The sequence below is a fragment of the Sphingobacterium sp. UME9 genome, from assembly GCF_014170215.1.
GTDB lineage: Bacteria > Bacteroidota > Bacteroidia > Sphingobacteriales > Sphingobacteriaceae > Sphingobacterium > Sphingobacterium paramultivorum.
The window spans coordinates 188,075-212,962 of record NZ_LZZP01000005.1 but is presented as its reverse complement, the minus strand read 5'-3'; the positions used below and the strand labels follow the sequence as shown (position 1 = coordinate 212,962).

Annotated in this window: 18 protein-coding genes; 8 read left to right on the top strand and 10 right to left on the bottom strand. The window is 40.0% G+C overall.

Going from position 1 to position 24,888, the window contains the following annotated elements:
- The 4 genes from A9970_RS09615 to A9970_RS09600 all read left to right on the top strand — a co-directional run bounded on the left by A9970_RS09615 (nt 1) and on the right by A9970_RS09600 (nt 7,524).
- Nucleotides 1-3,588 (top strand): DUF4450 domain-containing protein, encoded by a 3,588-nt coding sequence (locus A9970_RS09615; protein WP_182982135.1) that lies wholly within the window; start codon nt 1-3, stop codon nt 3,586-3,588.
- A gap of 76 nt (nt 3,589-3,664) precedes the next feature.
- Entirely contained in the window at nt 3,665-5,821 is a 2,157-nt protein-coding gene (locus A9970_RS09610) for a hypothetical protein (protein WP_182982134.1), read from the top strand.
- 35 nt (nt 5,822-5,856) lie between these two features.
- Nucleotides 5,857-6,057: a glycoside hydrolase family 88 protein gene (locus tag A9970_RS09605; protein ID WP_310889278.1), complete on the top strand. Its 201-nt coding sequence runs from the start codon at nt 5,857-5,859 to the stop codon at nt 6,055-6,057.
- A 429-nt stretch (nt 6,058-6,486) separates the two neighbouring features.
- Nucleotides 6,487-7,524, top strand: a complete 1,038-nt coding sequence (locus A9970_RS09600; protein ID WP_153844223.1) for a GntR family transcriptional regulator — start codon at nt 6,487-6,489, stop codon at nt 7,522-7,524.
- 197 nt (nt 7,525-7,721) lie between these two features.
- Here the strand turns inward: A9970_RS09600 and A9970_RS09595 are convergent, their stop codons facing one another.
- The 9 genes from A9970_RS09595 to panC all read right to left on the bottom strand — a co-directional run bounded on the left by A9970_RS09595 (nt 7,722) and on the right by panC (nt 17,647).
- Nucleotides 7,722-8,294 (bottom strand): DUF4136 domain-containing protein, encoded by a 573-nt coding sequence (locus A9970_RS09595; protein WP_153844222.1) that lies wholly within the window; start codon nt 8,292-8,294, stop codon nt 7,722-7,724.
- A gap of 284 nt (nt 8,295-8,578) precedes the next feature.
- Complete coding sequence (locus A9970_RS09590) at nt 8,579-10,222, bottom strand: NAD+ synthase (protein ID WP_182982133.1); 1,644 nt, start codon at nt 10,220-10,222, stop codon at nt 8,579-8,581.
- A gap of 936 nt (nt 10,223-11,158) precedes the next feature.
- The gene (locus A9970_RS09585; protein ID WP_182982132.1) at nt 11,159-11,752 is read right to left on the bottom strand and encodes an FKBP-type peptidyl-prolyl cis-trans isomerase; all 594 of its coding nucleotides are present in this window, start codon (nt 11,750-11,752) and stop codon (nt 11,159-11,161) included.
- A gap of 202 nt (nt 11,753-11,954) precedes the next feature.
- The gene (locus A9970_RS09580; protein WP_182982131.1) at nt 11,955-12,641 is read right to left on the bottom strand and encodes an FKBP-type peptidyl-prolyl cis-trans isomerase; all 687 of its coding nucleotides are present in this window, start codon (nt 12,639-12,641) and stop codon (nt 11,955-11,957) included.
- A 75-nt stretch (nt 12,642-12,716) separates the two neighbouring features.
- Complete coding sequence (locus A9970_RS09575) at nt 12,717-13,184, bottom strand: thioredoxin family protein (RefSeq protein ID WP_182982130.1); 468 nt, start codon at nt 13,182-13,184, stop codon at nt 12,717-12,719.
- Nucleotides 13,185-13,198: 14 nt separating this feature from the next.
- Entirely contained in the window at nt 13,199-15,535 is a 2,337-nt protein-coding gene (locus A9970_RS09570) for a TonB-dependent receptor (protein WP_182982129.1), read from the bottom strand.
- A 379-nt stretch (nt 15,536-15,914) separates the two neighbouring features.
- Nucleotides 15,915-16,271 (bottom strand): hypothetical protein, encoded by a 357-nt coding sequence (locus A9970_RS09565; RefSeq protein ID WP_182982128.1) that lies wholly within the window; start codon nt 16,269-16,271, stop codon nt 15,915-15,917.
- Between the two features lie 120 nt (nt 16,272-16,391).
- The gene (panD, locus tag A9970_RS09560) at nt 16,392-16,742 is read right to left on the bottom strand and encodes an aspartate 1-decarboxylase (RefSeq protein ID WP_070570112.1); all 351 of its coding nucleotides are present in this window, start codon (nt 16,740-16,742) and stop codon (nt 16,392-16,394) included.
- 44 nt (nt 16,743-16,786) lie between these two features.
- Nucleotides 16,787-17,647, bottom strand: a complete 861-nt coding sequence (gene panC / locus A9970_RS09555; RefSeq protein ID WP_182982127.1) for a pantoate--beta-alanine ligase — start codon at nt 17,645-17,647, stop codon at nt 16,787-16,789.
- A gap of 148 nt (nt 17,648-17,795) precedes the next feature.
- Here panC and A9970_RS09550 point away from each other — a divergent pair, with 148 nt between their 5' ends.
- From A9970_RS09550 to uvrC, 4 genes are all read left to right on the top strand, one after another.
- Complete coding sequence (locus A9970_RS09550; protein WP_070570107.1) at nt 17,796-18,614, top strand: glycogen/starch synthase; 819 nt, start codon at nt 17,796-17,798, stop codon at nt 18,612-18,614.
- Nucleotides 18,615-18,936: 322 nt separating this feature from the next.
- Nucleotides 18,937-19,416 carry a 2-C-methyl-D-erythritol 2,4-cyclodiphosphate synthase gene (gene ispF, locus A9970_RS09545; RefSeq protein ID WP_070570337.1) on the top strand — a complete coding sequence of 160 codons (480 nt, stop codon included), beginning with the start codon at nt 18,937-18,939 and terminating at the stop codon, nt 19,414-19,416.
- A gap of 240 nt (nt 19,417-19,656) precedes the next feature.
- Entirely contained in the window at nt 19,657-21,927 is a 2,271-nt protein-coding gene (locus tag A9970_RS09540; protein ID WP_153845740.1) for a transglycosylase domain-containing protein, read from the top strand.
- 93 nt (nt 21,928-22,020) lie between these two features.
- A complete protein-coding gene (gene uvrC / locus A9970_RS09535) occupies nt 22,021-23,820 on the top strand; it encodes an excinuclease ABC subunit UvrC (RefSeq protein WP_153845739.1) in 1,800 nt (599 codons plus the stop codon).
- 76 nt (nt 23,821-23,896) lie between these two features.
- On the opposite strand, the gene era is transcribed toward uvrC, so the two are convergent.
- Nucleotides 23,897-24,775: a GTPase Era gene (gene era / locus A9970_RS09530; RefSeq protein WP_070570335.1), complete on the bottom strand. Its 879-nt coding sequence runs from the start codon at nt 24,773-24,775 to the stop codon at nt 23,897-23,899.
- Nucleotides 24,776-24,888: the final 113 nt, after the last annotated feature.

Below are 24,888 nucleotides of genomic sequence, written 5' to 3'. Positions count from 1 at the left end.
ATGATACGAAAGTATTTGATTTTTTGCGGTTTGCTAGTTGGGGCTGTCCTGGAGATAGCTGTTGCCCAGTCAAAACATTGGAAAGATAACGACCGTGTACTGCATTATACCGAGGATAAGGGAGATTTCTTACTGGTGAATGGGCGATATCGATTTAATCGCGCTCTTTATGGTAATAACCTGGCATCCCGTGTAGAAGCAGGCGATTTACCTGAATTTGCGCTGTACATGCCGGGGATGGCAGGGAACTTACAATTTGTCCTCAGCAATAAACAGCAGCGAAAAAAAATGATTGATGCTGATCATATTGAGACAAGATATCGACCCGGAGCGATGTATTATCGCATCAAAGATGCTTTACTTGGAAATGGTTATATCGATATCGTTGTGATGGCGCAGGCCGATGCCGAAGGGATGATCGTAAAATTACAGGCGACGAATATTAAACCCGATGCACATCTTTACGCTGTCTATGGGGGAGCTAGCGGAAAAACATTCAGTAGAAATGGCGACATAGGCGCGGATCCAGAATCGGGGTTTTATCTTCTTCCTGCATATTGTGAACACAATCAATATACACTGGAAAAAAATAGTTTTGGACTTAAGTATCAAAATAAGAAAAATGAGTCCCAATTTATTCAGGGTAGTTTTTCAGGACTCTCAGGACTGCGGATGTCAGATGCTACCGTTTTGGATGATCTCGCTAATCTGACCAAAACGGAGAATAAGGGTAGTCCTATCCTTGTCGGGGAATTTATGCTGACAAAAAAATCAAGTTATATTCAAATCGCTAAAGGGAAGCGTTCTGCTGCGGAATTTTCTGAAGGCTCATTAGAAAAGATTTATGAGCTAGCGGATCAGAAAAGGGTTTCGTTGGCTAGTCGGGTTAAAATAAACACACCGGATCGATACATTAATAATTTGGGGGCAGCGCTTTCGGCAGCCGCTGATGGAATTTGGGAATCGCCTACTTTCTTGCATGGAGCTGTGGCATGGCGTATGCGTTTGAATGCCTGGCGGGGAGCTTACACCGCAGATGTATTGGGATGGCATGACAGAGCGAAAGAACATTTTTCGAGTTATGCGAATTCGCAGGTTAGAGAACCCGCTGCTGGACGGGTAGTGATGGATACAACTTTGCACTTAGCTCGACATTTGGAAAAAATGGGTACTTCTATGTTTTCAAGCGGCTACATTTCTCGGAATCCAAATAATAACACGGTACCCCATCACTACGATATGAACTTGGTATTTATCGATCAATTGTTGTCACATTTTAATTATACGGGAGATATTGCTTATATCAAAGAGATGTGGCCAACGCTGACTCGGCATCTCAACTGGGAAAAGCGAAATTTCGATCGAGACAATGATGGCTTATACGATGCGTATTGTGCAATCTGGGCAAGTGATGGTTTACAATATTCCGGTGGCGCGGTCACGCACACAACCGCCTATATGTACCGTGCCAATCAAATGATGGCCAAACTCGCAAAGGTAATAGGTGAGGATGCGACGCCCTACCAACAAGAAGCAAATAAGATTCAAAAAGCGCTAAAAGATCGACTTTGGCTGCAAAAGAAAGGTCATTTTGCCGAGTTCCAGGATGCGCTTGGCAATCAGCTTATACACGAAAATGCTGGTTTGTGGACCATTTATCATGCCGCAGACGCTGCTATTCTAGATGATTTTGAAAGCTACCAAAATCTCCAATATGTAACTAATTATTTGCCAAAGATTCCTATTCATGTCAAAGGACAGGAACAGCATGACCTGTATACATTGCCGACGACGACATGGCAGCCTTACACTTGGTCGGTCAATAATGTTGCTTTGGCAGAGAATCTACAGACAGCATTGGCCTATTGGCAATCTGGTCGGGCGGATGATGCCTATCAGCTCTGGAAAAGTAACCTCATGGAAAGTATGTATCATGGGATCAGTCCCGCCAACTTTCAGCAGCTTTCCCACTATGATGCATTTAGAGGCGAATTATACCGTGATTTTGCCGACCCAATTGGTGTAGCATCTCGTACATTAGTCGAAGGATTATTTGGCGTGCATCCACATCTACTGGGCAAACAATTGTTTATTAAACCTGGTTTCCCATCGACATGGAATTTTGCACAGATTGAAATGCCGGAATGGAGTTATACGTACAAGAAAACTAAAACTGCTATTACATTTCAGATTAACACGCGTTATGCGATGCCCGTAAAACTTGCTTTGGAAGTTCCCGTAGATTTTACCCAGGTGAGTGCTGTTAAAGTCAATGGAAAAGAAGTCAAGTGGTCATTAAAATCTTCCGCTATAAATGGGGCATGTATTGTTATTGAATCTGAAGCTAAGCGGAATTTCGACATCACGATAATGGGATATGGTAAACTCGAAAAGATGGATACCAAAAATGTGGAGCAAGTATTCACCGATCAATGGGCTTTTCCCTTACCTGCTAACACCCAATTGTTGGAAAGCTACGATCCTCAAGGAATTATCCAAAAGAAAGCCGGTCACAAATTTTCTTTTGTCCAGCATGAGCGGGTAGGAACCTTTTTTGTGAAGCTTAAACAGGGAGCTATGGTTTGGTGGCAGGCCGTTGATATTCGGCTATTACCGCCTATAAATTCAACTATTCTGCGTAAAGAGCTAGACTATTTTTTGACGATGGAAAACCGTTCTGCTCAGCCACAACAACTGGCAATTGATCATCAGGATTTTCAAACAGCCTTCAGCTTGAGATCAGGAGAAATAAAGAAATTGGAACTTCCCATCAATATCTTTTCAAAGGGAACAAATAGCGTTAATCTGGTTGTGGGAGCTTATCGCCAAAAAGTAGATTATATCGATTGGAATATCGATGATAAACCTGATTTTTTAGCGGAAAATTTATCGAGTTATTACAATGCGCGTTTGACGGATATCTTCCAACAGAAATATCTTTCGCCAAGACCGGAAGGGCCAACCTTGCAGCTGCCTTGGCAGGGAATAGGCAATTGGTGTTATCCATTGACGACGGCAAATATTGACGACAGGGGAATCATGAAAAAAGGCAAGCAAGGGGATCTAATATACCTTGGTATTCCGTTTCAGCTAAAAAATGACTCCAAAAATGTGGTCTTTGTCAGTCAGTGGGATAATTATCCAAAAAGCGTCAAAATACCTTTAGCCGGCCAGGCCAGCAAAATGTATCTCTTGGTCGCCGGTTCTACAAATCCGATGCAATCCCAGCTTATCAACGCCAAGATTAAGGTCAATTATACTGATGGAACTTTTGATACGCTAGATCTCATCAATCCTATTAACTGGTGGCCTATCGAACAGGATTACCTCGATGATAATCATGCTTTTGAGCTCCCCGATGAACGAATTCCTTACCGAATCAGTCTGAAGTCTGGAGAGCTTTATAAGGGCGGAACCTGGAGTCGTTATACCGATATCAAGGGGTATAGCAATCGTGCCATTGATGGCGGAGCAGCTTCATTATTGGATTTGCCTCTAAACAAAAAAAAGAAACTTCAATCAGTAGAGCTTATTGCCGTAGCAAACGATGCGGTCATCGGTCTGATAGGTCTCACTTTAATGCGATAGATAAATTGAGAATGTACTCCGGAATTTCCGGAAGAATCTTGAACACGAATATAGTATGCATAAAAATCCAATATAGATGAAAAAGAAGTTTAGTATTATTTTCACTTTCCTTGTAAGTGTCCTAAGTCCTATGTTGGTTCTAGCTCAACAAGGAACCAAAATTAATCGGGAAAATGTCGTTAAAAGGCACAATGTTTCCAATCATACCATGGATACATTAGCTTCGCTCACAGTTGGTAATGGTGCCTTTGCCTATACGGTCGATGCTACAGGAATGCAGTCTTTTCCCATTTATTATAAAAATGGGGTTTCCTTGGGAACACAGTCAGAGTGGGGATGGGATTCCTTCCCCAATACAAAGAACTATAAATTCGAAGAAACATTAAAATCCTACGACTTTAACAACGAAGGGCGGAACGCGCAATATAGTATCCAATTGAAAGAACCGGAACGCAATGCAGAAGCTGTAAACTATTTTAGGGAAAATAAACACCGTCTGCAATTGGGTAATGTGGGCTTGGAACTTTATTTGAAAAACGGGCAACGGGCAACTGCACAGCATATCCAGGCTATTCGACAGGAGCTGAACCTTTGGACGGGTATTATCACAAGTGAATTTCAAATTGAAGGAGAACCTGTTTCTGTAAAAACCACATCGTATCAAAGCAGTGACCGCGTTGCAGTACATGTCGCTTCGCCATTGATTGCACAGCAAAGGCTGAAAATATTTGTACACTATCCTTACCCAAGCGGAAAATTTTTGGATGAAGGTACCAACTATGATCAGGTGAATGATCATAAAACAACGATCGTAGCTCAATCTGCAAATGTTGCAGTGATAAATCATCAGTTGCAGGGAGCCAGTTACTTTACACAATTGGATTACTCACAGGGAACTTTAAAAAATACGGCTTCACACTATTTTGTGTACCAACCAGCTCCTGCGGTCAAAGAGTTTGATTTTTCATTTGCATTTGCGCCCACAAACAACTTTGATAAGAAGAGGATCCAGTATACTGATGCAGCAGGTGAAAGTGCAAGGTCCTGGAAGCATTTTTGGGAAAGTGGTGCTGCGGTTGACTTTGCGGGTAGCACAGATCCAAGAGCCAATGAGTTGGAACGAAGAGTTGTACTCTCTCAATATCTGACAAAAGTACAATGCGGAGGAAGTAATCCACCCCAAGAAACAGGTCTTACTTTTAATAGTTGGTATGGAAAGCCACATACGGAAATGCATTGGTGGCATGCTGTGCATTTTGCATTATGGGGACGTCCTGAAATTATGGAAAAAACATTGGATTATTATTTTAGGACCTTTGAAAAAGCGAGAGAACTCGCAAAACGACAGGGCTATCAAGGGGTTAGATGGATCAAAATGTCCGATAACGAAGGGAATGAAAGCCCCTCATCTGTAGCTGCATTTTTAGTTTGGCAACAGCCACATATTATCTATATGACCGAATTGGCCTATCGGGACAAAAAGGATTTCGCTGTCTTAAAAAAATATAAGGATCTCGTATTTGCCACAGCTGATTTCATGGCCGACTTTGCACATTATGATCAGGCAACGGGTCGCTATAATGTAGGCAAGGGAGTTATTCCTGCACAAGAAGTTTTCAAGGCTTCCGAGACGATGAACCCGACGTATGAGGTCGCCTATTGGGATTGGGCACTTCGTATAGCGCAACAATGGAAGGAGCGTCTGGGAGAACCAAGAGTGACCAAATGGGATCAAGTTATTGAAAAACTGGCCCCCTTACCAAGTAAGGACAACGTCTACTTGGCCACTGAAACTGCTCCCGATTCTTATACGTACGATCGTTGGATGACGGACCATCCCGCGGTACTCGGTGCATTAGGGATGGTTCCTGAATCACCGAAGCTAAATAAAGCGGTGATGAAAAACACACTGGATGTCGTTTGGGAGAAATGGCATTGGGAAAAGACTTGGGGGTGGGATTTTCCCATGACGGCCATGAATGCTGCTCGTCTGAATCTTCCCAATAAAGCGCTGGATGCATTATTTATGAATGTCCAAACCAATACCTATCTCAAAAATGGACATAATTATCAAGATGGACGCCTGCGGATCTATTTACCAGGCAATGGTGGGGTGCTCACGACCGTAGCGATGATGCTTGAAGGGTGGGACGCTTCCAACAGTGATTTACCAGGGTTCCCAAAAGATGGCTCATGGGTTATAAAAAAAGAAGGATTTAAAAAAATGCCCTAATATGATGAAGAAAATAATATTACTATTGCTTTTGGGTGGAAAAGGGATGGAACGCAATTTCTAAAGAATCACTGCAACCGAACGGATTTTTAGGATATGTGCAATCGACAGGAAAAGAGCCCAAAGATGGCCAGCCTGTTACTGTTGATAAAGTTCCAGATTTTGAAGATTATGGGCTTGGTTGCTTCCTCCTGACTGGAACTGAAATATATAAACTTGTAGAAAGCTCTATGTAATGTTGGATTTGATGAGTTGATTGAAAACATGAAATAAAAACAAAGGCGCATTTCAATTTGAATTGCGCCTTTGTTATTCAGATGCTTGTCGCTGACTAATATGCAGAATTGTTCTTTAAGCAACGTAATCAGTATTTGTGCAATATTTAAATATACACCTTCATCCTACACAGAAGAGGAACATTAAATTGAACTGTCCATTGAAAAATAACATACAGTACAGGATGATGAAATCGGACACATTTTATAGTATTGTAATAACCAATATAGCTTATTACGTTGGAGAACGAATCCGTGAAAATGATGCTAAGGCGACAGGTCCTTTTATTATGAGATGCATAGAGGCTGGGTTTTGAAAAGCGAGTTTTAAGTGTTTTTTTAAAATATTTATAAACAAATCGTTAATTTTATAATTAATAAAATCTAACAATGACCAATTCCGTAAATCAATTTTTAAAAACTTTAGAAATTAGCGATTTTTCTGCCACACCTAAGTATTTGCAATTGGCAAATACGATTATCGATGCTGTTAAAAATGAGACATTGGTCAGAGATGATATGCTCCCTTCTATTAATGAGTTGAGTGCATATTTGGAAATATCACGTGACACTGTCGAAAAAGCGTACCGTTATCTTAAGAAAAATGAAATTATAGCATCTAACCCTGGAAAGGGGTATTATGTAAACAAAACGGATGTCGAGTCCAAACTTAAGATAGCACTCTTTCTAAACAAACTAAGTGCCCATAAAAAAATAGTATACGATTCCTTTGCAAAAGAGCTGAGTGATTATGCCAACCTGGATCTATTTGTATACAATTCAGATCTATCGTATCTGAATACATTGTTGGGAAGCTTAACGAAAACATATGACCACTATGTTCTATTCCCCCATTTTAAAGAGGGAAGGGACAAAGCGCCAGATATCATCCGTAAGATTCCGGCAGAGAAACTCATGTTATTGGGTAAATTCATCGAAGATGTGCCCGGAGATTTTCCTGCAGTCTATGAAAATTACGAACATGATATTTATTCCGCATTGGAGGAAGCTAATGAAGTGTTGAGTAAGTACAAAAACTTAAAACTTGTATTTCCTGATTATAGTGATTTTCCAAAAGCCATTATCAAGGGGTTTTATAAGTTTTGCCAGCAATATGCATTTGAACACGAGCTCGTATCCGATATTGATGAAGAGAAAGTAGCGAAAGGAACATGTTACATCAATATTATCGAAGATGATCTGGTAAAATTGTTGAACAAGGTTATTCAGAAAAAACTCGTTATAGGAAAAGATGTTGGTATCATATCCTATAATGAAACTCCATTGAAAAAGTTTATCCTGAATGGTATTACAACAATATCAACTGACTTTGAAATGATGGGAAGAATGGCTGCTGAGTTGATTATCAATAAATCTAAAGATCGGGTTGAAGTGCCTTTCTACTTAAAACTAAGACCTTCTGTTTAGTCTTAATGGGTACCTCTGTCAAGGTACAAATGATCATGAAGCTGATTAGTTCTTTATGTTTCCGCAGGCGAGCGGGCGGTAGTGAATGGAAAAGACGATTCTTTTACTCGAGGAACAGGCTAATAGAAAAAGCAAAAAGCTGATCTACTTAAATAAATCAGCCTTTTGCTTGTGTATGTTGCTTTTGAAAACTTCGTTTATTTCTTTATTGTTTTTACAGGGAACAAGTCAATAACACCTTTTGCAACCTTGCTGATGTTATTAATTGCTTTTTCTGGATTGTCAACATCGCCAGAACCACGTGCCTGCCAGATCACTGCGTTTGTTTTACGATCGATGGCTTCGATAATCAAATGGCCATAACGATAGCGTTCTTTTGCAACTGGGTAATAACCGCCGCCATAGTAATAAGGTGAAAACCATGGACGGTACCAGCCCCAGGGGCCACCCCAGCCGTAATAACCGCCACCACCATAGACCAAACGGCTTTTATTGTTGACAATGGTAATATACCGAAATAGTAAATCAGGATTATCTTTAGAATATTGTAGGCCCTTTGCCTCCAACGCAGTATTCGCGGCATCCAGGATATTGGCTTTGGCGATATCGTTGTCAAAATAAGACTTCGAAAGCGAGTCTACCGGAGGTAACCAAGCATACGTCTTGAAAGGAGTAAAATCCATCTTTTCTACCCGAGTGGTATTGTATTGATAAGACGAACATGATGCGAGTGCAACGCAAAGCACCAAAAATAATAGAATCTTTTTCATCGTAGTAATTTATTTATCAACTGTGATGAATCTACCATGAGTATTTTGGCGCCGCATTGGACAACCACACTCATGATGGTTCATGGCCTATATGGAACTTATATTTATTTAACTAATTTGTTCTTATTCTTTATCCGCATACCTTTCAATTGTAAAAATAGTACAGTTGACGGTCTTCATGGCAATTGTTTTTTTACCGTCCGGGATGCTACCATCCTTTTTGATTTTACAATCTATTACTTTAGACAAAAAACTATAAATATGGTTTAATCCGAATTGTAAAATTAATAGGGATATTTTGCCACCAACGGAATCTGCCTTCCTGGACCAAAAGCTTTTGGACTAATACGCAGGATAGGCGGAGCTTGAAAACGTTTGAATTCCGCATTATTGACCAATTTACATACCCTTTCTACTAACGATTTTTCAAAGCCCATTGCTACAACCTCAGATCCCGCTTTCTCATTTTCGATAAGTTCAAAGAGGATTTGATCCAATAGATCGTATTCCGGTAGCGAGTCCGAATCTTTTTGATCTGGTCGAAGTTCCGCAGAGGGCGCTTTTTCAATGGTATTGACTGGAATGATCTCCCTTTCTCGATTGATATAGCGCGCTAAATCGTAGGCTTTGGATTTATAAACATCACCGATTACAGAGATGGAACCTGCCATATCACCATAGAGTGTACCATATCCTACAGCAGCCTCACTTTTGTTGGATGTATTGAGTAAAATATTGCCGAATTTATTGGAAGCAGCCATCAGAATTACCGCACGTGCGCGCGCTTGAATATTCTCTTCAGTCGTATCTGGCTGCAGCCCTTCAAAAAGGGGAGCTAAACTATGTTCGAAGGCATTGGCGATATCTTTGATCGGAACAATATAATGTTTGCAACCGGTATTGTTGACGAGATCCATCGCATCTTTTATCGAATGGTCGGAAGAGTAAACCGATGGCATCAGAATAGCTAATACATTATCGGCACCCAGAGCCTCGCAGGCCAAAGCACCAACTAAGGCCGAATCTAGCCCACCGGACAGACCTAAAACCGCCTTCTTGAAACCAGATTTTTGAAAATAATCACGTAGCCCGAGGATCAATGCATCATGTATAAGAGCCATCTCAGCTATAGACTCTTTCGAAGAAGCTGTGGTGGAGGTGATATTTTGTTGATAATAGGTGACAAATTGAAGATCTTCTTCAAAGCTTTTTAGTTCAGCAATTTTTGTTCCTTCATTATTCAGGGCGATTGAGCGGCCGTCAAAGATAATATCCATGTGAGCGCCAATTTGATTGACATAAATTAGCGGTCTGCCAGACTTTGTAACCTGTTGGCTGAGAACCTTGATCCGTTCATCAAAATGGGTATAGGAAAAAGGGGATGCCGCAATGTTGATGAGGAGGTCTGGATTTTCTTTTCTCAGCTCTGCCATGGGGTCACCAACATAAGAATTGCCCCCTTCGTCATCATCCCACAAATCTTCACATATGGTTAAGGCAATTTTTACGCCGTTCAACTCGATACAATCAAAACGTCTGCTGGGCTCAAAATAACGATATTCATCAAATACATCATAATCGGGCAAAAGGCCTTTTTTAACAATGTTTCGGACTGCCCCATGCTCAATAAATACAGCGGTATTATAAAGCTCTTTGCCCTCAGGATCACTATTTTTGACGGGTGCTCCGATGATACAGGCGATATCCTGACAATGAGCAGCGATTTGATGAATAGCTTCATCACATTGATGTTTAAAGGCCTTACTTCGCAAAAGATCCTTGGCAGGATAACCACCAATCGCGAGTTCGGCAAAAATAATAAGATCGGCTGTTGCTTCTTTGGCCTGTTGGATCGCGCTAATTATTTTTTTAGTATTTGCTTCAAAATTACCGATATGGTAATTCAATTGTGCTAAAGCTATTTTCATATGCTATTAATCGTCTAACTAAATAAGATACCAATTGATGTCGGATCTTCTCACAAATTTATTTCTTTTTTTTGATACTCAGCCCGCACTTATGCGAATAAAAGCGCTAAATTATCTTCCGACCAACTGATGGATATCTATTACCAACTTCGGCCTGTAAGTAGAGTGAAAGCATAGTTGGTCCATGTTGAGTCCACCTTTTGAGCTGCTATCGTTGTATATGCATGTTTTTTACAACTCGGGACGATATTGAATCGTGCTAAATTGTTTTAACATAATTTTAACAACGTTAAATGCTGTTAAATTTCTTGACATGAAAGCAGATCTGTAGTACCTTTGATATATCAAAAGAAACGAAAGATATTAAAAATAATATATAAAGAACTTTTCATAATTTAGGTTAATAATTGGTTAGGTAAAGCTCGGAGTTCCCCACTTCGAGCTTTTATTTTTTCTAGAAACCTGTTTCAAGTCGTGTTTCAATTTCCTTCTTTTTTTAATTTAAAGTGTTGTCTTTGGATCATACCATTGCCGCACAACAGAGATTTTTTTGTTACGTAAGTATAGTTCCTTCCCTTTTTTCTCTTTTATTTTTTTGCGGGGAATTAGGATCTGATTGTGATCAAATTAACTCTTTTGACAGTGCTTGTTCAGTGATCGTTCAGTGCTTGTTCAGTGATCGCTCAGTGTAGACTGAATAACCAGTGACTGATCACTGTTTAAGAATTGATTGAAAATTGTTATTAGGTATAAGTAGATATTAAAATATATCAGTTTTAAGATCTATCTTACTTTTAAGTTTTTGGATAATTTTGCAAACATTAAAACTATCGTCCAATAAATACATTAATCGTTGAAAACCTCATTGAACTAAAAAGCTCCTAAAATGATGTCATTTTAGGAGCTTTTATGCTTTATTGCTTCAAGGAGCGATAATTATTTGATATCCGTTACTTCAATTACAAAATCCAATGGCGAGTTTGCAGGAATAGTTCCCACAGCCTGGTTTTGGTATCCATAAAGGGAAGGTGCCATGATATGAATTTTACTGCCCTTTTGTAGACCTTTTTCCGTTAAGCCACCTAATTTCATGTCACCGATTTTTTGCGGAGCAAATGCGAAGGTCCAAGCTGGAATAATAGTGCTGTAAAATGGATATTGATACCCCGTGTTTGTGATGATTTCAAATTCTTTGGCAGTGTCAGTTTGATCAAATACACTTCCACTCAATAATTTTCCAACGTATTTTACAGTCGGTTTAAATTTTAAGTATTTGCCATTTAATGTGTCAACCACTTTATACTCATAATTTCCTGTTCCTTCGGTAAGAATTTCATACCAAATTCCTGTTTCGCTGTTGTATTGTGCATCAGGGTAATTTTGGCTGACGTAATTTTTAAGTGTTACAGAATCTGTCTTAAATTGTGCATTCGCATCATAAACCGGCGCATCGTCGCTTTTGTTACAGCTGATAATAAGGAAAGCGATTGCTGCAATTCCCATAAATAGTGGTGATAACAGTTTTTTCATTATATTTTTTATTGGTTTTTCAAGGAAAAGCTATTTTCTTTATGAAAGTAGCTTTGCAAATGTATATTATTTTTTCTTCGTTAAAAGTTTTCGCTATAACAATTAACATTTTGATACATTAATTTACACTTCTGAACGTGTACTTACAAAAAAGCCATTCTCACTAGGAGAACGGCTTCGATGAATGCATTGTTTTCATTTTTTAGTTGGATGTAGCGGCTCCAATAGTTAACAATTCGATTGTATATACGACAGGTGTGTTTTTAGGTACTGTCACCTTCTCACTTCCTTTGGTATATTCAGTTTGATCAAATGTGTAATATGAAGGGGCAATAAAAGTTATTTTATCTCCCTTTTGTAATCCTTTTGGAAGTAAACCGTGTGGATAATAATCTCTCCCGTCTTGCTTAATAGTAGGAGGCGTAAATGCTCTCATCCATGCTACATTATAGATACTGAAAGCATTGTAGATGTTGGTGTAATTTGCAGGTGTTCCTGTAGCGCTTTTATCGAAAACAGTTCCGTCCATTAGCTCTCCTTTAAAGTTAAATGTTGCAGCAAATGGTGTAATCGCGGCACCACTATTTGTTAACGTGATACCATAGGTATACGGTGTAGCGGTTTCTTTAGCATATTCAATTTTGTACCACATTCCTTTTGAAAGCGAAGAGTCTGAACGCATAGCAGCGTCACCCCATTTTTGTCTTGCGTAAGCTTCCAAAATTGGAGCTTGAATTTTGTATAGCGAGTCTTGTCTTGCTTTTTCTTTTTTTACCGCTTCTTCTTGCTGTTTGTAATAGGCATCCCAATCAAAATTATCTTTATTACAAGCCGTAAAAAGAACCCCCAGACACAAAAACGCCATTAATAATTTCGTGATATTTTTCATAATTTCTTAAAGTGTGTATTAATTATAAAATCCAAAACGCAGGAATAATGGAGTTCGCTACAAGTAAATGTTAAATTATTCTAAAAAAACGGCTAACTCCTTTGAGTTCAGGTATTTTTGTTGTATACTTTTTAGGCGAAATTCGCTATCAAAACGTAGGAGAGTTGGGAAGATCATTTTTCTTCCTTGTAGCAATTGCAAAGCTAAAGGATGGTATTGTCCTGTTTTCTTTCTTTTGCTTAAGGGCCTCCATATACTTTGGTCAAAAGCAATGTCTTGGATAGATTCTGCATCTAAATGAACGGCGTAATAGCGCTTGTTGATTAATTGGACAATCTCCTTTTTTGTAAAGATTTCCTGTTCCATTTTCCGGCAATAGCTGCACCAATCCGTATGAATAAAGAGGAGCGTTTCGCGCGGTGAAACAGTCAGGAGTGAATCCAGTTGTGCCAAATCAATCCAATTTATCCGCTCCTGTCCATGAGAACAGAGCGGATAAAAGAATAGGATCAATAGCACATATATTTTTTGGAAATGCTTCATATCCCAAATCCATGTTAATGAAAATGACCAACACGAAGGCCAAGTGTATAAGTTCGGGGGCGTGTTGGACCATAGATATAATCTGAATCACGTAGCGCTCCCTTGTCGAAGTCCTTCTGAAAAGCATTGAACATGTTTTGTACACCCCCAAAAATTTCAATGCTGAAATCTTTATGTATTGGAAAGGTATACCCTAAGCGGAGATTTAATTCCACAAAGTCCCGGGCATTTTTAAGGGTCATTACATCTTGTTGGATATGTGGAACAATCATTTTTCCAGTGTACACGCCCGTCAGATCGATCGCAAATTGTTTGGTCGCTTTCAGGTTGCTATTCATATAACCATAGATATTTGGCGTACGGACATATTTCTTGGTGAGGATGTCCTGCCCGTCTTCTTTTCCTGTATAGATGAGTTGGTCTTTCTTATAACGAGAACGCTGGATCGTCCCACCAGTTTGGAAAGAAAACCAGGAGGATGGCGCAATATTGATTTCAATATTGGAACCATACACCCGGGCTCCTTCACCATTTTGCATTTCCTGGATAATCAATCCATCTTTTTCAGACGCCATGACGTTGACAAACTGATTGTTTAGATCCGTGTAAAATCCCTCCACGAGCAAACTTGTTTGTACATTTCCAAAATTTTTATTGTAGCTAAAAGAACCTGTATAGGCATTGGAGTATTCTGTTTTCAGATTTTCACCGATCAATACAAATACTTGGTTTCCGCCAATGGAAGTGACGTGCATGTCCTCATTAAATGCTTGTGGTGCACGGAAACCCCGTGCATAGCCTCCTCTAAATTGAAGATCTTTTGTGATATCGTATAATATTGTCAATCTGGGGCTGAAAGTACCAAAACGCTGATCCGAGTTTCGGTCTATACCTGCGAGACTATATTTGCCGTCAACATAGGTGTAATCGTATCGCGCTCCGATTAAGGTTTTAAAGTTGCTTAAAGGCTTCCATTCGTATTGGGCATAACTGCCTAGTCCTTTGTTCTGCTGATCAATGGTTCGTTTATACCCTGGTATTTCATCCTGGGTATTGTTGTATGAAAACTCCACTCCGGCAGTAAATACATCTCTTTCAAAATTGTAGGTATATTGTCCCCCGGCAACTAGCGCGATATCATTAGTTTTTCCATAGGCATTTGCGGCTAATGTGCTGTCCGCAAGGGTTGTTCCGCCTCCAAGACCGCCATAGTAACTGTCGCGAACAGTTTTCTGCACAGAGCCATACAACGACATTTTTTGCTTATAATCTGTGGAATAGTGATCGTACGTGATTCCGCCAACAAGCGAACTGGTTTCCAACTGCTCGGTGATCTGCGTCAGGTGCGGTACTTTATCGAGTTGATCACCACCGCGGCGGAACTCATTCACGGTGCTAAAATCAACCGTTATCTTATCCAGGTCACTCGGTTTGTAAAATAGTTTTGTGCCGAACGTGGTGTTACGAAGTTTGGTTATTTCCGAAAAACCATCGCCATTGGCATCGTAAGCTTCCCGATTACGGTGCATACCGTAGAATGTGGCTCCTCTTTTGAGGTCTTCCGAAACGGTAGAGGTATTAAAATCCACTGTATTATCCCAGCTTTTGCCGCCAATGAGTGAATTGGTGGATTTTACCTGCCAGTCGTTTTCTACAGGATCTTTTGTAATAATATTGATTGTTCCGGCGATCGCATTGGCACCAAATAATGCCGAACCACCACTGCGCACAACCTCAATACGATCGATCATACTTGTTGGAATCTGATCCAATCCGTATACGCTATTTAATGCGGAAAATACCGCCCTACTGTTGATCAATATTTGTGAATAGGGGCCCTCGAGGCCATTCAGGCGGACTTGTGAAAAGCCGCAATTCTGGCAATTGTTTTCTACCCGTACACCCGGCTGATAATTCAATGTTTCCGACATGGCAACAGATTGTGTCGCATTAAATAATTTTGGACCGATGACATTGACAACCACGGGGGCGTCCTTACGTTTGACACCATAGCGTGTAGCCGAAACAACAACCTCATCCAAATTGAGATTGTCTTCTTCCAGTTGAATTTGCAAAGGCGACTTCAACGTGTCTAAAGAGATGACTTTGCTGAAGGAGCGATAGCCCACTGCCGATATATTTAAGGTTACTTTTTGCGTTGGTATTGCAGACAGCTTAAAGTACCCATTTGGATCAGATGTAGTTGCGAGCTTGCTGTTTTTTAAAGTCAGTGTACCAGAAGGAACCGCCTCGTGGTTTTTGTTGAATAAGTAGCCTTCAAGTTTTGATTGGGCGTATATAGTGGATGTACCAGCCAGTAATGTGGCCAATAAAGTGTATTGCTTTAGCATCGTAATTTTATAAAAATTTTATAAATACAGGCCTCGTATAGCATGGTCTGTTCCTCGTTATGAATAGCGCCAAGGCATTGCGTCTTATCGGAAGCAGGGTAATAGCTTGTTTCCGACAAGGTAATGTATGCAATGGGCTCACTGAAACCATAGTGACAGTATTCAGCGAAGGTTTTCGCTATTGTAACAGGGACAATTCTCAAAGAAGAGGCAAATAAAAATGGGATCAAAGATGATATCTCGATAGCGGTATTTCATGCTGTCGTTCTGGAACCAAGCGATTTAGCACATGCGTAATGTCTTACTTGTTTGCGTCAAGTTCGTTTGATCGTTATGGAACTAGCGACAGGCCTTCGAAATCTTTGATTTTTGGTTTATGCTAAGCGGGGGGACCACGTAAGTGGTAATGATCGATCGTTGTGCTGATCGCCTCCGGACAAAATGAATTATAATGTTCTTCTTTTACTTCACGCGGAATAGGAAATTCAAGGACGGTAAATTCAGTTTGTACGTAGGTATTGTGATAGATGACATTGAGGTATTCGATTTGGTCATCTGTTTCTTGCGGTTTCTGTTTCTTGGTAAAATCATAAGGGTGGGTGTGCATGACAATTTCACCGGTTGATTTTACCTCTTTGTGCATAAAAACAACACCCGAAATAATAATCAGCGACATTAATACCAATTGGCAAAATGCGATAAGCTGACGTGGGGATTTCGTTGTTTTTCGGTACATAAAAAAGCGCTACTTTTTAGGGTAACGCTTCAAAAATACGATTTTATTTTGTGAGTATTCGTGATCTACTCATTAAAAAAATATGAAATAGCTATATACTAAGCTTACAGTGCTTCCTGATTATTTAATCAGATGATTGTTGTCGTCTGGAAATACAACGGAAGGTTTAAACTGCTTAGCTTCTTCAAAATCCATGTTCGCGTAGGAAATAATGATGACGATATCGCCAACTTGAACCAAGCGTGCCGCAGCACCATTCAAACAGATAATACCTGATCCACGTTGACCGGGGATGACGTATGTTTCAAGACGGGCTCCATTATTGTTGTTTACGATTTGAACTTTCTCGTTAGCGATGATATTTGCGGCATCCATCAAATCTTCATCTATTGTGATACTACCCACATAATTCAATTCCGCTTGTGTGACTTTAACGCGGTGAATCTTGGATTTCATTACTTCTATTACCATGGCGCAAAGGTAGGGCTTTCTGCTGAATTTGAAAGATTTGTCAATTAATTTGACAAATTATTCAGAATCATATTATCAATCAAACGGACACCTTCAACCCAGGCCGTGACAAGTGCGACATGCTGCTTGCTGAAATCGATGTGATCGACTTCTTTTAACGTTGAACTTTCACATAGCGCAAAGTATTCAACGCTAAGCCCATCGGTGTCTGTTAAAATCTGTAAGGCTTTGTCTTTTATTTCCGCTAGCGGGATAGCGTCATGTATATGATCTTTTACATATTGCAGGGAGCGGGAGAGTGCCAAAGCCGTTCTTTTCCCAGCTTCACTTAAGCGCGCGTTTCTAGAGCTCAGTGCTAGGCCGTCTTGATCCCTAATGATAGGACATATCGCCAATTGAATCGCGAGATCCTTCATGGCTATCATGCGCTTGATGACCATGACCTGCTGAAAATCTTTTTGCCCGAAACAGGCAATATCCGGTTGTACCAATGTAAATAATTTATAGACGACCTGGGTGACACCTTGGAAATGGCCAGGGCGTTTTTCACCTTCCCAAATTTGGTCCAGTTCGCCAAGATCGAGATGCCAAGCCTCATTTTTATCGGGGTACATCTCATCAACATTTGGTAAGAAAAGGATGTCGCAATCGACGGATTCCAGTAATCTGATATCGTTTTCGATGGGCCGTGGATATTTTTCGAGATCTTTTGGATCGTTAAATTGTGTAGGGTTAACAAAAATGCTGCAAACACGAATATCACTGATTGGTTTTGCATAATTTAATAAGGACAAATGTCCTTCATGTAAAGCGCCCATCGTAGGGATTAGGGCTATTTTTTGACCTGTTGATCGGGCTTCTTGCAGGTATGCTTGGAGAGATGCTTTCGTTTTGAAAATTTCCACTTTGCTATTTAGTTTTTTGTTGGCAAAGGTGCATAATATTTTGGGAATATAAAACGATGATTAATAGTAAATTGCATAGTAAGTATTTTTTTCGTACCTTTGTAGACCGATTTTACTGTTCGAAAATAATAAATAAAAATAACTGGAGATGGCAAAAACGAAGATATTGTTTATTACTCACGAGATGTCGCCTTTCCTCGAATTAACTAAAATTTCTGAAATTACACGTCAACTTCCGCAAGCGATGCAAGAAAAGGGTTTTGAGATCCGGATCTTAATGCCGCGTTTTGGGAATATCAATGAGCGTAGAAATAGATTACATGAGGTTATTCGTCTTTCAGGCTTGAACATTGTTGTGGATAATAATGATAATCCGCTAATTATTAAAGTTGCTTCATTACCTGCGGCCCGTATGCAGGTGTATTTCTTGGATAATGAAGACTACTTTCAGCGTAAAAAAGTTTTTAGTGATGAGCATGGCGAATTCTTTGCAGACAATAATGAGCGTTCAGTGTTCTTCTGTAAAGGAGCGTTGGAAACTGTGAAGAAATTAGGATGGTCCCCTGATGTAGTACACTGTCATGGATGGTTCTCTGCTTTGGTACCGGCTTACGTGAAGACAACTTATAAGGACGATCCTACATTCAAGGATGCAAAAGTGATGTACTCTTTATTCAATGAAGAATTTAAAGGTACATTAGGTACAAAGTATGCTGAAATGGCGCCAGAAGGTTCCTTTAAAGCAGCGGATGCGCAGGTGTACGGTGATGGTAGTTATGAGGCTATCTATAAAGGTGCTTTGCATTTTACCGATATGGTGGTTGTCGCTGACGAAAATGTCAACACTGAAATAGTTGATTTTGCTCGATCAAAAGATATTCAGGTTTTTGAGCCTAATGGCGATCAGGACTACGATGCTTTTGGAGAAGTGTATGATCAGTTTGCGCCCGAAGAAGTAGAAGCTTAAGCTTTACTTGTCGAAGCGTTTCGAAAAACAAACAGACAATAATATAAAAAAAGGCTATTCTCAAGGATAGCCTTTTTTTATGCGTCTCTTTTTTCCTCCGGTCGAACCGTTATTTCAATGATTTTCGTTGCGCTGCCTGCTAGAAACCTTTTGTCGCGGTAAATGTAGCTACGAATTGTTATCTTCGCAGTAATCTGTCATTGTTTTTAGATATCCATACCAGGGGATCTCCGCGAAGATAAATCGGGTTTGATCTATACCTAATAGGCTAGGTTATCAAATAGCATACATTGGCTGTATTTTATTGTATATAATTCGTGTAATGAAAATTAAGGTAGGATTTGGATTTGATGTCCATCAGATGAAAGAAGGTCATCCATTTATTGTTGGTGGAGTACAATTGGAGCATCATGCTGGTGCCTTTGGGCATTCTGATGCCGATGTGTTGGTCCATGCGATATGTGATGCCATTTTGGGCGCCGCCAATTTAGAAGATATTGGCTACCACTTTCCAAATACAGATATGCGCTGGAAAGGCATTAGCAGTTTATTGTTGTTAAAAGAATGTATGGCGCTGATTGCTGCGAAGGGATATACGCTTGGCAATATTGATGCGATGCTGTGTCTGGAAGCTCCTAAGATCAAACCCTATATCCCACAAATGAAAGTTAAACTGGCTGAAGCAACGGGTTTGGATATCGACGACATCTCTATTAAAGCAACAACAAATGAAACGATGGGATTTATCGGTCGTCAGGAAGGGGTGGTTGCCTATGCGGTTTGTTTGATTGAACGCGCATAGTTCGCCTCAATATTTTCACGTTTAAATTCTTGCTTTTGGCCCAATTAGTAATACCTTTGCCAAAGTAGGGATTCTTGGCACACTATCTGATAGAGTGAGCATTAATGTCTTAATTGAAGTCTTTAAAGATCAAAATAATGCAGTATCCAAGTTTGCAAAACACAACTGTGGACGGAAAAATGGGCTATGCAATGCGGTCTTTAAAATGAATAATATTTACGTCTGAAATTTAGTAAATAGATGAAACGAGTATCAAAAAAAAATCAACTTACTGAGGCTGATGTCAAACGGTATACGTTCAATTTTTGGAAAATTATCGTCGGGATCGTCGCGATAGGTTTCCTTTTTATATTGAGTATACGTCTTGGCGTATTTGGGAAATTACCCTCCTTCAGTGATTTGGAAAACCCCAAAAGTAATTTAGCTTCCGAAGTTATCACGGAAGATCATAAGGTATTGGGAACCTATTATGTCCAAAACCGCTCCAATGTAAAGTATAGCGAATTGTCTCCTTATTTGGTCAAAGCATTGGTTTCGACAGAGGATAAACGCTTTTATGATCACTCTGGGATTGACTACTCACGTACATTTACAGTTATCTTTCACACCCTGACCGGTAACAAACAGGGAGGAAGTACAATTACACAGCAGCTGGCACTTAATCTATTTTCGGATGGACGGCAAAAGAATTTTCTAAAGCGTGTCATCCAGAAATTTCAGGAATGGATTACAGCTGTTCGCTTGGAAAGAAATTATACCAAAGATGAGATTATTACCATGTATTTTAACACGGTAGATTTTGGTGCTTACAATACATACGGAATCAAATCCGCTGCGCGGACTTATTTCAATACGACTCCGGATAAACTGACAGCTGACCAAGCAGCCCTTTTGGTGGGGATGCTTAAAGGCCCAGGAGCATATTCTCCTGTGCGGTATCCGGAAAAATCACGTACTCGCCGTAATACGGTGTTGAACAATATGGTTGCCGCAAATTTTATTTCGGCTGAGGAGGCTACAAAAGCGAAAGAAAAACCACTTGGTTTAGAACTTAAGATCGCAAATTACGGTGAGGGTTTGGCGCCATATTTTAGAGCGGTATTAAAGGATGAAATCAAAAAGGAATTTGCAAAATTGTCCATCACTAAACCAGATGGCACACCTTATGACCTCGATCGTGATGGATTGAAAATATATACGACGATCAATATGTCTATGCAGCAATATGCAGAGGATTCGCAAAAAGAGTGGATGAAGCAACTGCAGTCTAAATTTGCTGCGCAATGGAAAAATAGGGATGCTTTTAAAGGGGATAAAGCCAAGTTGCTCATTAGTGGAATGAAGCGCTCTGACCGTTACCGTATTTTGAAAGAAGAGGGCTTGAATGAAGACGAGATCAAAAAGGCCTTCAATGTAAAGGTTCCGATGAATATATTTACATGGAAGGGAAGTGTTGATACGATGATGACGCCAATGGACTCCATTAAGTACAATAAACTCATGTTGCGCAATGCGATGATGTCTATGGAGCCGAAAACCGGACATATTAAAGCCTGGGTTGGAGGTATTGACTTTGACCACTTCAAATATGATCAGGTAAAAATGGGTACGCGTCAAGTCGGATCAACGGCGAAACCATTTACTTACGCGGTGGCGATTGACAATGGTTATTCCCCATGTTACAGTATTCCCAATTACCAACAAACTTATAACGGATGGACACCAAGAGGAAATGCACAAGGTGGAAACCCAATTACCTTAGCGAAAGCATTGGCTTATTCGCAAAACTATGCGACGGCCTATCTGGTACACGAAGTTGGCGCTGCGGAAGTAGCTGCATTGACAAAACGGATGGGTATAACAAGTGATGTGCCCAATTATCCTTCGATCTCATTAGGGGCTTATGAAGCGTCGGTCTTTGATATGGTAGGTGCTTATTCGGCATTTGTGAATCAAGGAACTTGGATTGAGCCAACAGCGATCCTACGTATTGAAGATAAAAATGGTACACCAATCTATGATAAAGCACCAAAGGTCGTAAAAGCCTTAAATAGTGAATCGGCTTATATTATTGTTGATATGTTGAAAAAGGTGGTATCTCAAGGTACGGCGAGACGTATTCAATGGATGTATAAGCTCACAAATCCAATTGGCGGTAAAACAGGTACAACCAACGATAACTCAGATGCCTGGTTTATTGGTATTACACCGGAACTGGTTACGGGTGTTTGGACTGGCGCAGAAGATCGAGGCATTAGTTTCGACAGGATGGAGTACGGACAAGGGGCAGCAGCAGCGATGCCAGTATTCGCTTACTACATGCAGAAAGTGTATAAAGATTCAAATTTGAAGTATACCAAAGGTGATTTTGAGCAACCTCAGGGTGGGCTTACCCGTGTCATTGACTGTAATCAGTATTGGGGCGGTGGTGGCTCTGATGTCGAAGATGGGTCTACGGATTCAAGCGGCAAAGATGCGACTAAACTAAAAGATGATCGCTTAGGTTTCTAAGTTATTTTAACGAATACCATTGGGCCAGACAATAAATTTTTTCGAGATTTGTTGTCTGGCTTTTTTGCTGACGGTGTTTGATATTGGAACATAATGGACGTATTTGACTATAGAGAAGAATTAAAGAAGATACCGCATCGACCGGGAGTCTATCAGTATTTTGATAAAAATAACGAACTGATCTATATCGGTAAAGCGAAGGATTTGCGTAATCGGGTCGGCTCGTATTTCGTTAATGAAAATCAGCTGAATGGCAAAACCCGTGTTTTGGTTCGGAAGATCAACCGTATATCTTTTACTATCGTTGACACGGAGATTGATGCTTGGTTGCTTGAGAATTCATTGATCAAAAAACACAAACCCAAGTATAATGTTCTGTTGAAGGATGATAAAACCTATCCCTGGATTGTCATCAAGAACGAACCTTTTCCGCGGGTTTTTTGGACCAGGCAATATATTAAGGATGGGTCCCGTTATTATGGCCCCTATCCTTCCGTGGGGATGATGCATATTGTATTGGATCTGATCCGTGAATTGTTTCCCCTCCGTACCTGCAATTTGGCCCTAACACAGGAAAATATACGGAAAGGCAAGTTTAAGATCTGTCTCGAATATCAAATTGGAAATTGCAAGGGGCCCTGTGAAGGGTATCAGTCCGAAGACGATTACGATCAGAACCTGAGTGATATCAAGGATATTCTGAACGGAAAGATTGCTGTGGTGACCAATCGCTTAAAGGAGAGTATTGCTACCGCAGCTGCAGCTTTGGATTTTGAAAGAGCGCAGTTAATTAAGGCGAAGCTGGATAAGCTGGACAATTACCAGAGCAAGTCTACAGTGGTCAACTCATCTATTACAAATGTGGATGTATTTAGTATTGCTTCAGACGAGGGCTACGCTTTTGTCAATTACCTGAAAGTCATGAATGGTGTTATTATTCAGACACAGACGCTCGAAATGAAGCGGCGTTTGGATGAGAGTGAACAGGAGCTTTTGGCCTTGGCCATACCGGAGATTCGGGAACGCTTCAAAAGCCTTTCGCGGGAAATTATTGTACCCTTTGAATTAGATATTGAAGAGAACGAACGGATTCGATTTACGATTCCGAAGCTGGGCGAAAAGAAAAAATTGCTGGAGCTTTCCCAAAAGAACGTGGCATTTTTTAGAAAAGAGCGCCTGTTGCAATATGAAAAGCTTAATCCTGATATTCGGACCGAGCGCATCTTAAAACAGATGCAAAAAGATCTTCGCATGAATGTGCTGCCACAGCATATTGAATGTTTTGATAACTCGAATATTCAGGGGAATTATCCCGTATCGGCTATTGTTGTCTTTAAGGATGCAAAACCTTCGAAGAAAGATTACCGCCACTTTAATGTGAAAACAGTTGAGGGGCCCAACGATTTTGCTACGATGGAGGAAGCTGTTTTTAGACGCTATAGGCGATTATTGGATGAAGACCAGCCTTTGCCGCAATTGATTATTATCGATGGCGGAAAAGGGCAGCTAGGCGCAGCCTTAAAGAGTTTGCGCTTGTTGGGGATAGAGCGAAAAGTAACCGTCATCGGTATTGCCAAAAGACTGGAGGAGCTTTTCTATCCAGGTGATCAATATCCACTTTATTTAGATAAGAAATCTGAAACCCTCAAGATCATTCAACATCTTCGGGATGAGGCACACCGCTTCGGAATCACCTTCCACAGGAATCAAAGGAGCCGGAAAACCTTCGTTTCAGAGCTGGAAAATGTTCCGGGTATAGGTAAAACAACAGTTGAAAAAGTGTTAACTGAATTTAAATCGGTGAAAAAAGCGAAGGAAGCCTCAGATGAAGAGCTAAAAAAAGTGCTTAATCTCAAACAGATTAAAGCACTTCGTGAATATTTTGCAAAGTAAAAATTTACAAGAAAAACAGTTCGTGCAGGGGAGGTCGGTATAAAAAGATCTCCCCTGTACGAATGTTCAATGCGAATTAATCGTCGTAACCGAAACGTTTAAGGTAGTTCTTTTTACTTCTCCAGTCAGGAATTACCTTAACAAAAAGCTCGAGGAATACTTTTCCGTCGATAAACTCTTCAATATCCTGGCGCGCATAGGTACCGACTTTTTTGATCATGGCTCCCGCTTTTCCAATGATAATATTTTTTTGAGAGTCGCGCTCAACAATAATTTCGGCAGCAATACGTGTGATATTTGCTTCTTCTTTGTAAGATGTAACAATTACTTCTGTACTGTAAGGAATCTCTTTATCGTATAGTTTGAATACTTTTTCACGAATCATCTCAGAGACGAAAAAACGCATGGATTTATCCGTTAACTCATCCTTTTCATAATAGGCTTCGTGAATAGGTAATTTGTCCTTAATGTAGTGCATCACGGCAGCAACATTATGATTTAATTTTGCTGAAATCGCAAAAACGGTATCTGGATTTAATTTTTCCTGCCAAAATTCAATCTTAGCCTTGACCTCTTCTTCCGAAGATTTATCAATTTTGTTGATAAGCACGGCAACAGGGGAATTTGTTTTACGCAATTTCTCCAGGACATCGTTCTCATCGTATTTTTCGTGGATATCTGTCACAAATAAAATAATGTCTGCATCGATCAACGATCCTTGGACAAAATTCATCATTGATTCTTGCAAAGAATAGTTTGGTTTGATAACACCAGGGGTGTCCGAAAACACAATTTGATGGTCTTCATCGTTTACAATACCGATAATGCGGTGTCTTGTCGTTTGCGCTTTGGGTGTAATGATAGACATTTTTTCACCCACTAAAGCGTTCATTAGGGTGGACTTACCAGCATTTGGCTTTCCGATGATACTTACGAATCCTGCTTTATGTGACATTTTTCTAAATTTTATTAGGATTACAAAGAAACAAAATATATCTTTGTACTCCAATTCGGAAGGATCATAATCTTGTTTTTTCAAAAGAAAAAAGCAATTTTGTTCAAAAATAT